This window comes from Solidesulfovibrio sp. C21 (assembly GCF_047785625.1).
In the GTDB taxonomy this organism is placed as follows: domain Bacteria; phylum Desulfobacterota; class Desulfovibrionia; order Desulfovibrionales; family Desulfovibrionaceae; genus Solidesulfovibrio.
Map to the genome: position 1 here is coordinate 37,400 of NZ_JBLODY010000030.1, position 11,121 is coordinate 48,520.

At 64.1% G+C, this 11,121-nt stretch carries 12 protein-coding genes; 1 reads left to right on the forward strand and 11 read right to left on the reverse strand.

Annotated features, from left to right (window positions below):
* Positions 1–26: 26 nt before the first annotated feature.
* The 8 genes from ACMZ6R_RS10755 to ACMZ6R_RS10790 all read right to left on the reverse strand — a co-directional run bounded on the left by ACMZ6R_RS10755 (position 27) and on the right by ACMZ6R_RS10790 (position 7,777).
* Entirely contained in the window at positions 27–593 is a 567-nt protein-coding gene (locus ACMZ6R_RS10755) for a single-stranded DNA-binding protein (protein WP_416111222.1), read from the reverse strand.
* Positions 594–639: 46 nt separating this feature from the next.
* Positions 640–987, reverse strand: a complete 348-nt coding sequence (locus ACMZ6R_RS10760) for a hypothetical protein (RefSeq protein ID WP_416111224.1) — start codon at positions 985–987, stop codon at positions 640–642.
* Between the two features lie 2 nt (positions 988–989).
* Positions 990–1,640, reverse strand: a complete 651-nt coding sequence (locus ACMZ6R_RS10765; RefSeq protein WP_416111226.1) for a biotin attachment protein — start codon at positions 1,638–1,640, stop codon at positions 990–992.
* A 393-nt stretch (positions 1,641–2,033) separates the two neighbouring features.
* A complete protein-coding gene (locus ACMZ6R_RS10770; RefSeq protein WP_416111228.1) occupies positions 2,034–4,280 on the reverse strand; it encodes an acetyl-CoA carboxylase carboxyl transferase subunit alpha/beta in 2,247 nt (748 codons plus the stop codon).
* A 183-nt stretch (positions 4,281–4,463) separates the two neighbouring features.
* Positions 4,464–5,882: a biotin carboxylase N-terminal domain-containing protein gene (locus ACMZ6R_RS10775; protein ID WP_416111230.1), complete on the reverse strand. Its 1,419-nt coding sequence runs from the start codon at positions 5,880–5,882 to the stop codon at positions 4,464–4,466.
* Positions 5,869–6,282: a PilZ domain-containing protein gene (locus ACMZ6R_RS10780; RefSeq protein WP_416111232.1), complete on the reverse strand. Its 414-nt coding sequence runs from the start codon at positions 6,280–6,282 to the stop codon at positions 5,869–5,871. The genes ACMZ6R_RS10775 and ACMZ6R_RS10780 overlap by 14 nt, the downstream gene beginning before the upstream one ends.
* A 9-nt stretch (positions 6,283–6,291) precedes the next feature.
* A complete protein-coding gene (locus ACMZ6R_RS10785) occupies positions 6,292–7,032 on the reverse strand; it encodes an OmpA/MotB family protein (protein ID WP_416111234.1) in 741 nt (246 codons plus the stop codon).
* Positions 7,019–7,777, reverse strand: a complete 759-nt coding sequence (locus tag ACMZ6R_RS10790; protein WP_416111236.1) for a motility protein A — start codon at positions 7,775–7,777, stop codon at positions 7,019–7,021. Before ACMZ6R_RS10790 ends, ACMZ6R_RS10785 begins: the two co-directional genes overlap by 14 nt.
* A gap of 110 nt (positions 7,778–7,887) precedes the next feature.
* Between ACMZ6R_RS10790 and ACMZ6R_RS10795 the strand changes: the two genes are divergently transcribed.
* Positions 7,888–8,709 carry a purine-nucleoside phosphorylase gene (locus ACMZ6R_RS10795; RefSeq protein ID WP_416111238.1) on the forward strand — a complete coding sequence of 274 codons (822 nt, stop codon included), beginning with the start codon at positions 7,888–7,890 and terminating at the stop codon, positions 8,707–8,709.
* 12 nt (positions 8,710–8,721) lie between these two features.
* On the opposite strand, the gene ACMZ6R_RS10800 is transcribed toward ACMZ6R_RS10795, so the two are convergent.
* From ACMZ6R_RS10800 to ACMZ6R_RS10810, 3 genes are all read right to left on the reverse strand, one after another.
* The gene (locus ACMZ6R_RS10800; RefSeq protein ID WP_416111240.1) at positions 8,722–9,408 is read right to left on the reverse strand and encodes an MgtC/SapB family protein; all 687 of its coding nucleotides are present in this window, start codon (positions 9,406–9,408) and stop codon (positions 8,722–8,724) included.
* A gap of 451 nt (positions 9,409–9,859) precedes the next feature.
* On the reverse strand, positions 9,860–10,204 hold the full coding sequence (locus ACMZ6R_RS10805; protein ID WP_416111242.1) for a DsrE family protein: 345 nt from the start codon (positions 10,202–10,204) through the stop codon (positions 9,860–9,862).
* A 24-nt stretch (positions 10,205–10,228) separates the two neighbouring features.
* The gene (locus ACMZ6R_RS10810) at positions 10,229–10,948 is read right to left on the reverse strand and encodes a molybdopterin-dependent oxidoreductase (RefSeq protein ID WP_416111244.1); all 720 of its coding nucleotides are present in this window, start codon (positions 10,946–10,948) and stop codon (positions 10,229–10,231) included.
* Positions 10,949–11,121 lie beyond the last annotated feature (173 nt).

Sequence of the window (11,121 nt, forward strand, 5' to 3'; positions counted from 1 at the left end):
TTTCCCCTCTCGCATTTTCTTCTCTCTTAAAAAGGCACGTCGTCCATGCCCGAGGCTTCGGAGGGGAAGGCCGGGCCAAGGTCTTCGTCCTGCTGGCGCGGCTGCTGCTGGCGGGGCGTGCCGCCCTGCTGGCCGCCGGCCGGGCCACCGTAACCGCCTTGCTGGCCGCCGCCCTGATAGGACCGCCGGCCGCCCTGCTGGGGCGCGACCCCTTCCTCGCCCATGGGCGCATCCGCCGCCATGCCGCCGCGCGAATCAAGCCCCTGCACGGTGTGCCCCGGCCCGGTCACCACCACCTCGGTGGTGTAGCGCTTCTGGCCCTGCTGGTCGTCCCAGCTGCGGGTACGCAACGTCCCCTCGATATAGACCAGCCGGCCCTTGGAAAGGTAGTTGCCGCAAAATTCCGCCGAACGGCCAAAAACGGCCACCCGGTGCCATTCCGTGCGCTCGACCTTGTTGCCTTCGCGGTCCTTGTAGGATTCGTCCGTGGCCACGGAAAAATTGGCCACCGGACTGCCCGAGGGCAAATAGGTCAGCTTGGGGTCCTGCCCGAGCCGGCCGACTAAAATGACCTTGTTGATGCTGCCGGCCATATTCTGCCTCCTGCGCCCGCGCCGAAGCGCGTCTTTCAAAAAATGATTACGGTTTGGGAGCGAGCTTTTCCAGCTCACCCAGGGCGTCTTCCAGGGCGTAGCTCAGGCTGTCCGCGCTCTTGGGATCGCGGTCGCCAAGGGCCGCTTCCAGGGACTGCTTGAGGGCCATGGCCTTTTCCACACCGGGCAAAAGCGCCTGACGATCGCCACCGGGCAGATCGCCCAGACGCACCTTGTCGTCCAGAGCCTGGGTCAGTTCCAAAAGGCCCCGAGGCTCCGCGGCCGGCGTGGCGGCCACGGGCCAAGCCAGGGCATACAGCCTGCCGTAGCGATCCTCGGCCGCCGCCTCGTCATAGGTCGTCGCCGTAACGCGGATCTGCAGGTACTTTCCCATGGCTACTCCCTTTCCTCCCAGTCCGTGCGAACCCGGTTGACCACGTCCTGGATGAGGCTTGTCTGGGACTCGGGGCATACGCCCACAAGGGGCGCGCCCTGGTCCACGTTCCGGTCATGCTGAAAATACACCGCGTAAATGATGCCTTCCGGCCCTTCATAGGTCAGCGGCTTTTCCCGTTTCATACGCGAAACGATGAAAAGCTCCATGCCGTCCCTGACCGTTACCGAACGCGGCCCCGAAGCCTTGACCTTCTTGTCCACGCTGGGAATGAAATAATACTTGGCCCGCTCCGGCGCACGGAAAAGATAGAGCACCTGCTGGAGGATGGAGGCGATGACCTCGTCCTTGGACAGGTAGTGGCGGATGACGGCAAGCTCTGTCCCGGCCTCGACGAAGGTGCCTTCGAGTTCCCGGCGCATCTGGCCGACAGCCCCTTTGGCCTCGGCGTAAATGGGCTTGTCGTTATGCTCCCGGGTGAGCCTGGCCAAAAGCGTCCCCGGCTTTTCCCCATAGGTTCCCGAGGCGGGCACCACCCGGGCCCCGGCGTCGATGTCGACGAAACGGACCACGCCCGTATGCGGCGCGGTGACCACGATCTCCTCGTAGGGCGAGGCCTTTATCTTTTCCAGCAAGGCTTTGACGTCTATCACACGCTTCCCCTGTCGGCCTTTTCCGGCGCGACCTTGGAATTTCGAACGGTGTTACATTGGCCCCGGCGCCCTGGCAACAATACCCCTTTCCCAGGCAGGGAGCGGGGAAATCATTTTCCAGTTCCAGAGGCTTTGGCGTCGGCCGGCGGGGCTGTTCACGGCCGCGCGCGGCGCATATTCGAAGAATACGCCTTCGCGTCCCCGAACAGCCCCGCCGGCCCAGGCCACGCGCCTCATACCCGGGAACGGTCTTCCCCTGGTCTTCTCTTCAAAGATGATCGGACCAGACCCCATATCCCCTTTAAAAGTTTTTGAAGGGGGGTCCGGGGGGAAACTTTTTTCAAAAAGTTTCCCCCCGGCCGCCGGAGGCATCATCATCCTCCTCCCCTCTTCCTATCGATAATACAAATTCCGGCCGCCGATGGTGAGGAGCACCTGCTTGAGATTCTTGCGAATCTCGCGTCGGTCCCAGAGGCCCTGGATATGGCCCCGGGCCAGGGCGTTATGCGCCCGGTGGTAATCGGGCGGGATGTCGATGCCGGTGGTTTCCTTGATGACGCCCGGGCCGGCGAAGCCGATGTTGGCCGAGCGCACGGAGAACTGGTAGGGTGAGCAGCCGAGGAAGCTCGCCACTGGGCCGGCGTAGGAATTGGTGTCGTAGAGCACCACGTAGAGGCCGCCGCTTTCGATGTAGCGCCGCACAGCCATGGTGACGCGGGGCATCTGGATCAGGCCGTTTAGGCTCTCCTGGATGCGGATGCCGGCCGTGCCGTGAACGTAGGCCAGAAACGGATAATGCCGTCGTCTGGCCCGGGCCAGGGCCCGGATGAACTTCTCGCCCTCGGCGGCGCCGACCGAGCCGCCACGAAAGGCGGAATAAAGCACGGCGCACACCAGCTTCACGCCGTCGATCTTGGCGTCGATGGACACGCAGGCGGACTTGCGGCCGGTCTTTTTCTTGGCGGCCTCGATTTTTTCCTCGAAGCCCGGGTAGTCGAGGGGATTGCCGGCCTCGATGTCGGCGTCGAACTCCACCACCGATTCCGGGTCGAAGACGTTGCCGAGCACCCACTGGTATTCCATGGGAAAGTGGTGGCCGCAGTGGACGCACACGCCGGCGAAGTCGCCGTAGAGGTCCGGGGCCCAGAGGTCCGGGCAGCCGTAGGTCTTGGCCTCGGGGCAGGTGACGGCCTTGTCCTCGGCGGCCTTGGGGCTGACGTAGCGCCAGCCGAAGTCCTCCAGGCAGGCGCCCTGCTCGGGCTGGGACAGCTCCACCAGCATGCGGCTTTTTTCCGGATCGCAGGTGACGGGGGCGTTCTTGTCGCGACCCTTGCGCAGGGGCGCGGTCAGCCGGCTGGCCACGAGCCGGGCCTCGGCCTCCAGGTCGCCGACGGTCTTTTTAAAATTCTTCAGATACTTGCCGACGAAATCGTAGCGCAGAAAAGAATAGCCCGACCACAAGACGCTCTGGGCCCGGGAGGCGATGCGCGCGCCGGAGGGGCGGCTGTCGCGGTAGGCCGTCTCGGCCATGCGGCGGTACTTGCAGTAGCGCTTCCACACCAACCGGTCGGCGGCGGCGTCGTCGAGGGTCCAGCGCACGAACATGCCCTCGGCGTCGTCGGCCTTGCGTTTGGAGGCGACCAGGGCCCGGTAGAGCTTGAAGCCGGCAATGCCGAGAAAGATCTGGTCCGTGGCCTGGATGACCTCCTGGCGCAGGTCCTTGAAGAAGTCGTAGTGATGGGGCCGCGCGCCAAGGGGCGGTTCCTCGATGACCTTGTCGACGTAGCCCATGCGCAGGTTGTCGGCGGCGGTGATGTTCAGCCTCGTGGCGCACTGGGCGATCAGGTCCGGGCTTACCCGCTGGCCCTGCCGGATGCCGGCCTCGATGGCGGCCGCGCCTTCCGGGGAAATGACGGAATAGTAGCCGCGCGAGAGCATCATGCGCACGTCGGACAGGCCGATGGCCTCGGCCCCGCCCGAGCCGCCCTCGGAAATGACCGACACCACGGGCACCCGCAGTCCGGCCATCTCGTAGAGGTTGCGGGCGATCTGCTGGGCCGCGCCGGGAAAGTCCTCCACCGGAAAGGCCCCGGGGGTGAAGACGTAGGTGTGGATGGGGATGCGCTCGGTCTCGGCCACCTTCATGTACTGCAGGGCCTTGGCGTTGCCCCAGGGCTTGACCGAACCGCCGTTGCGAAATTCCTGGCCGTGGCCCTTTTCCTGGCCGATGACCATGACGGGCTGGTTTATGACCTTGTCGCCCTTGCGCCGGGTGATGTAGGCCCGGGCGATGAGCATGCTCGGGTCGATGGAGTATTCGTCCTGGCCGCCGATCTCGGTGTAGTTGTCGTAGACGTTTTCCAGGATGTCCTTGAGGCTCACCCGGGCGGGATGGCGCACGATGCGCACCATGTCCATGGGGACAAGCTCTTCGTCGAGCTTTTTCTCCAGAAAGGCGAACAGGTCTTCGATCTGGCGCAGCATCTGGGCTTTCTCGCCCGGGGCGGACTTGTCCCTGGCGGCCAGCTCGTCGAGGCGGGACTGCATGAGCGCGATATTGGCGTTATCGCGCCCGCCGAAAATGTCCTTTATGTAGCTTAAGCGATCGGCCAGTTCGACGACGCGCTTTTCGATTTCCATATGGCGTATTCCCAGGCGTCCCGGCGTGCGTCCGACCTCCGGCATGGGCGGCTGGCGGTCCGGCGCGCGGGCCGGGGGGCTCGTGCCGCGTCCGGCAAATTCCCGAAAGTCTTGTCGTAACGCAACGAACCGAGTTTATAGTTTAAGTCCACGAAAAACATGCATGTTTTTGTGAACGGGCTGCTAGAATTGCAGGATGGTGGCGGTCTTGTCCCGCAGAAACCGGACGTTGGACCTAAGCTCCGTTCCGGAGCCGTCCTCGCCGGACAGGGTCAACTCGTCGAGATAGGCCACCCCGCGCTTTTTGGCCTCGGCCAGATCCTTGCCCCAGACGATGGCCAGGGCCAGGTTGGGGTCGTAGTCCGTGGGGATCTCGTAGGGGGCGTCCATGGGGATGTGGGTGTAAAGCTTCGCCCAGGGCAGGCTCGGGGCCAGAAACTGGTCGATGCGGCCGACCCAGGGCGTGAAGCGGTTGGCCGGATCCTCGGCGATGATGCGGTATTCGACGCCGACGCCGTCAAAGGTCACGTCGGACTGGTCATAGCCCAGAGGCTCGCCCAGGCCAAGGCGTATCTGCTCGGCAATGAGGTTGACGTCCCCGTTGCCCCGGATGCGCGAGATGGCCGCGGACACGCCGTTTTCCACCTGGATGCGGGTGTTGACCTCCATGAGGAACGGCTGGCCGGTGGGCGAGACGATCCACTCCCAGGTGCCGACGTTGTCGTAGCCCACCTCGCGGGCCATGGCCAGGGAGTAGCCCACGATGTCGTCGAGGACCCTGGCCGCGTCAAAGGCGTAGTTGATCTCTCCCGGGCGGAACCCGGGGGCCACCTCCAGGCGCTTTTGCCGGCCCGTGGACTGGATGGTGCAGTTGCGCGTGCCGAAGTGCACGATGCCCTTGCCCGTGCGGTCGCCAACGATCTGCACCTCGAGATGGTTGAAGTCGAAAATGCGCTGCTCGATCAGCACGCCCTCGTCGTGAAACTGGCGCTTGGCATAGTTGCGCACGCGCCGGTAGACGGTCTTGAACTGATCGATGTCGTAGATTTCCTCGATGCCCATGCCGCCGCCGCCGGCCGAGGCCTTGACCAGGACCACGGAGTTGACGATGCCCTGCTCGGCCTGGAAGGCGAAAAGGGTCTCGGCGATCTCCTCGGCCTCCATCTCGTCGTAGACCGGGCGGTCCGAGCCGGGGACCGTCGGGATGGACAGGCTTCTGGCCAGACGCTTGGTGTTGATCTTGTCGCCAAGCGACCGGATGATGCGCCAGGAGGGTCCGATAAAGACCAGCGGGCGCGAGCGCTCGGACACGCGGCGGGCGAAGCGGAAATCCTCGGCGAAAAAGCCGTAGCCCGGATGGATGGCGGTGGCTCCGGCATGGTCGGCAACGGCCAGAAGCTCGTTGGCGTCGTGGTAGGAGCTTATGCGGTAGGCGGCCTCGGGGCCGCCCAGGGACCGGGCCAGGGCCAGATGGCCCGAAGCCTCGTCGGCCTTGGTATGGACGCAAACAAAATCCAGGCCGAGCGAAACGCAAGCCTGGATGATGCGCATGGCGATCTCGCCCCGGTTGGCAACCAGGACCTTATGTTTATTCGTCGGCACGATCCGTCTTTTTATCCTCAAGTTTATCGGCCAGTTCCCGCGCCTTGCGCAGGTCGATGCGCCGCTTTTGAATCTCCAGCACCAGCTTGTCGAGCCAGGCTTCCTGGCGCAACGAAAGCTCCCCGAAGGCCAATCCGGCCAACCCCTTCGCCCCGGTCCGGGCCACCGTGACCGGCAGTCCGGCAATAAGAGCCTTGGGGCCGATGGCCAGACTCAAAAGCCCCTTGCGCCCAAGTATCAAGTCTCCCGCGGCATCGACCACGGCCAGACCCGCGGCGCTGACGTCGTGGACCGCATAGGCGGTCTCGTCGCCCTCGAACCGGGCGAACAGGCCGCGCACGCGCTCCCTGTAAGCGGCGCGCTTGCCGACCTCGCCTTCCAGCTTGAACGTAAAGTCCATGCCGGGCTCCTACTCGCCGATCCAGCGTTCCAAAACGAACTCCACGCGCTGGTTGCGCGCCCGATGCTCCGGGGTGTCGTTCGGATAGAGGGGTTCTAAATCAGCTAATCCGGTGGCTGTCAATCGGTTGGGGGGCATGCCCAAGGAAACCATATAGCGCAGGACGGCAACGGCCCGCAATGAGGAAACCTCCCAATTGTCGCGGAAACGGCTCCCCGCCCCGGGCGGTTGGTTGTCGGTGAATCCCCGGATATTGACGCGCTCCCCTGCGGTCTTGATGAGAAAGCCGTAGAGCGTGCGCAGCCTTTCCTTGCCCTGCTCGGTCAGGTCCACGCCATCCTTGGGAAAAAGCACGCCGGCGGGAAAGGCGATGGTGATCTTGCCCGCTTCGAGGGTGGCGGCCACCACGCCGTCGAGGCCCTTGGTCGAAACGTAGGAGCGGAACTGGTCGTAGACGCGGCGCTGTTCGCCGATGATGCGCTGGCGGATGCGGGCCTGCTCGACCAGGGTGGACATGTCGGGCGTGGCGATGGGAGCCGAGGCGACGGCCTTGCTCTTGTTGCCGAGCGCGTTTCGCACCGAGGAAAACGAATCCGTGAACTTCTTCACGTCCAGGCTCGACATGGAAAAAAGCATGATGAAAAAGGTCATGAGGAGCATGGACAGGTCGGAGAGGGTGGTCAGCCATTGGCTGGAGGTCTCGATCTCCTCGTCGTCGTCATCAAGGCCGGTTTGCTCATCGTCGCTCATAACGGCGCTCCCGTGGGGCAATAAACGAGGACAGCTTTTCGTAGACGAGCCTGGGGTTGTTGTTCTCCAGGATGCACTTGGCGCCCTCGAAAATGATCTCCAGCTGGAGGGTTTCGTTCAAGGTGCGGGAGCGCAGCTTGCCGGCCACGGGCAGGAAAAACAGCGTGGACATCATGGAGCCGTAAAACGTGGTGATAATCGCCACGGCCATGGCCGGCCCCAGGGTCTTGGGGTCGTTTAACCGGGTGAGCATCTGGACCAGGCCGATAAGCGTGCCGATCATGCCGAAGGACGGCGCGTAGCCGGCCAGCGACTTGAACACGGCCTCGCCCACGGCATGGCGGCGCTTCATGGAGCCGATCTCGATGCGCACGGTGTCGCGGATCAGCGCCGGGTCGGCGTTGTCGGCGATCAGCTGACAGGCCTTTTTGAGAATGGCGTTTTCGGTGTGGATGTTTTCCAGGGCGATGAGCCCCTCGCGGCGGCTGATCTCGGCGATGCGCACCATCATGTTGACGACTTCCGCATCGCGGACCTTACGCGAGGAAAAAATCTGCATCATGGCCGCGAAGGCCTGCCGGACTTCGCCCATGGGGTAGGCCACACAGATGGAAGCCAACGTGCCGCCGACGACAATCATGATGCTCGGCCCATTGACGAATTCCGTCAACGTGCCGCCCATGAAGATGGCCCCAAGCACCAGGGCGATGCCCGAGGCAAGGCCGAGAAAGGTTCCGAGATCCATGGCCCCGTCCGCTGTGCGCTTGCGTTGGAAAGCATCACCGACGGAAAAGGCCTCCCCCTTTCCGACCGGCCATCCCCATGCTAGTGGGTCTGGGAACGGGAGTAAGGTATATGGTTTATGATAAACATGCAAAGGGTACGGATGCGGTCCTGTCCGCCCTCGGCCCCTGCGCGGCGGGCACGGTCGGGCTGGTGGCCGGCACGGGCCTTGGCGGCATTGCCGCGGCGGTTGCGGACAGGCGGGAGATGGCCACGGCCGATATCCCCGGCTTTCCCTTCTCCACGGCCCCGAGCCATGCGGGAAAGCTGGCTTACGGCACGGTCGGCGGCCGGCCGGTGGCCCTGCTCTCGGGCCGGCTCCACCTCTACGAAGGCTACGCCCCGGCCGAGGTGGCCGCCGGAGTGCGGCTGCTCGCCGGGCTCGGCGTCAAAACGCTCCTGCTCACCAACGCCGCCGGGGCCCTGGACCCGCATTTTCACGCCGGCGGGCTCATGCGCCTCACCGACCACATCAACCTGACCGGGAAAAACCCGCTGGTCGGCCCCAACGACGAGGCGGCGGGACCGCGCTTTCCGGACATGAGCAAGGCCTACTCGCCGCGCCTCGGGGAAATCGCCGACAAGACGGCGCTGTCGCTCGGCATCCGGCTGGAACGCGGGGTCTATGCCGGGGTGCTCGGCCCGAGCCTGGAGACGCCGTCCGAGACCCGGATGCTCAAGCTCCTCGGGGCCGACGCCGTGGGCATGTCCACCGTGACCGAAGTCATCGCCGCCCGACACGCCGGCATGGAAGTGCTGGCCATCTCGTGCCTGACCAACGTCAACCTGCCCGACTGCATGGCCGAAACCACCCTGGAAGCGGTCATCGCGACCGCCCAAAAGGCCGAGGCGACCCTGACCCGGCTGCTCGCGGCCGTGATCCCGGCCTGCTGACCAGGGCGGGGCCTAGCGCATCTTGACCTTCTGTACGTAGTCGATGCCGGCCAGATCCCGGATGCAGCCGACGGCCTCCAGGCAGGACCAGTCGCAACGCAGGGTGAAGCAGTAGGTGGAGAGGCCATCCGTGACCTTGGTCAGGCTCAGGTTCTCCACCTCGAGGTCGCGGGCGCGAAAAAAATGCAGCAGATTGTCGAGGGTCTCCCGCGTCTCCTGGCAGGTGACGCTGATCACCCGGACGACCTCGCGCCGGATCAGGCTCTGGAGGTGCTTGAGGATGGTCAGGGAAACCACGCCGAGAAGGGTGCAGGAAACCGGGATGAGCACCATGCCCGCTCCAAGCGCCATGCCGACACCGGCGTTGAACCACAGGGTCGCGGCCGTGGTCAGGCCACGAATCGCGCCCCGGTCCTTGATGATCACGCCCGCCCCCAGAAAGCCCACGCCGGAGACGATCTGCGCGCCGATGCGAGAGGGATCGAGGCCAAGGGGGATGATCCCCGGGTCCTCATCATTCAAGTAATAGAAATACTTTGAGATAACCATCATGAGGGCGGAGCCGAGGCACACCAGCAGATTGGTGCGCAGGCCGGCGCTTATGCCGTGGCGTTCCCGCTCGTACCCCAGGATCGAGCCACAACAGATCGCAATGACAAGACGCAGCATCAATTGCGCTTCGTATGGATACTCGCTCATGGGCGCTCTCCCGTGTTGGCCATGATGGCGGCGCGGTTTTGCGTCCGGCCGCCGAAAGCCGCCCCCGGGATCGCCCGCCAAAAGGCACGCCCCGGAGACCCCGCAAAGACGCCTGACCACCAGGATCGGCGATAGGCGACGATGCCGGGCGATCTTTCCTGGAGGTCGTCCATCGAGAGGGAAACGTCAAGAGGGAGCACGGGTTACGCATGGCGTACGCCCGCCGCGCGCGTCAGGCCGCAGCCGGCCATAGAAGATGCGGGCAAGACGATGCGAGAGGGGAAACCCTTTAAAAAGGGCGGTAGCCCCTCTCGCGCTCTCCCCTTCCTAAACTTTTTAGTCTTGCTGGCGCGTTACCGACAACAAGCCATTAACTATTATAAGTCTTTGGAAAGGGGGTCCGGGGGGAAACTTTTCTTCAGAAAAGTTTCCCCCCGGTCTCTTCCCTTCCCTACACCGTCAGCACCTGCCAGCCTTCCTTCATGTAGCCGGCCAGGAAGTCGTCCGCGTCGATGAGGGTCAGGCCGTAGCGGCGGAACTGCTCGGCCAGGCCGTAATCCGCGACGCTTTCCCGGCAGGCGAAGGTTTCCACCCCGGCCCGGCGGCAGGCGGCCACGGCCTCCCGCAAATCAAGGTCGCAGGCCAGCATTTTGGCCGACGGCCCCCAGACGATCAGGATCACCCGTTGCCAAAGACCGTTTTCCCGTGCTTTCCTCGCATGGGGCAGCGCCATTTTGAGCGCCGCCTCCCGGTCGCGGGAGGTCCAGACAACCACCAGCCCCGCCTCGTGTCCCATACCGATTTCCCCTTTTAACAGCACTTACGCCCCGGACCGGCGCGGATCCGGCCGGCGCAGACGCACCGGCTCGACCGGCGCGATCCTGTCGTAAATGCCGTTGGCCCGCGTCCACCAGCCGTCCACGGGATCGGCGGCGAATTCCAGGCGCGTAATAAATTTCGCGCCCTTGTAGGCTAAATCGTACGGACACACCAGCCGCAGAGGAGCGCCATGCTCCAAAGGCAGAGGGGCGCCAGCCAGGGACAGGGCAAGCAGGTATTCCAGGCGCGGATCGAGCAGATCGGCCAGGGGCAGGCATTCGACATAATGGTCGAGGCCGCCCGGGCGCGAGCGGGTGCGCCCCAGGGAATGGAAGATCACATAGCGGGCTTCGGGTTTCGGTTCGGCCAGATCGACCAGGGTCTTCAGGCGCAGGCCGGTCCAGTGCAGGTCATCCACGTCCCAGCCCTCGACGCAGTGGAAATCCGACGTCTGGGACTCCTGGGGCAGGGCGCGCAGGGCCGCGTAGGAAAGCGGCCGGGGCGTTTCCACCAGCCCGTCCACGGTCAGGACATAGAGTACGGCAACGCCGCCGGCATGGGTGACCATGCCCGTGGCCGGCTCGAAGCCGAAATCCTCGATCTCGACCGTGCGCACGGGAAAGGCCGCCAACACAAAGGCCCACGCCCGGCCGGGCCAACGCCCTACCACCACCGCCGCCCCCGCAAGGCGCAGGAACATCCGCCGCGTGATGCTGATCATAGAAGATTTAAGTAACAAGAAGATGCGAGAGGGGAAACCCTTTAAAAAGGGTTCTCCCCTCTCGCGCTCTCCCCTTCCTAAACTTTATAATAATATTGAATAGTTATTTTAACAACCCATCACCATTAAAAGTCTTTGGGAGGGGGGTCTGGGGGGAACCCTTTCTTCAGAAA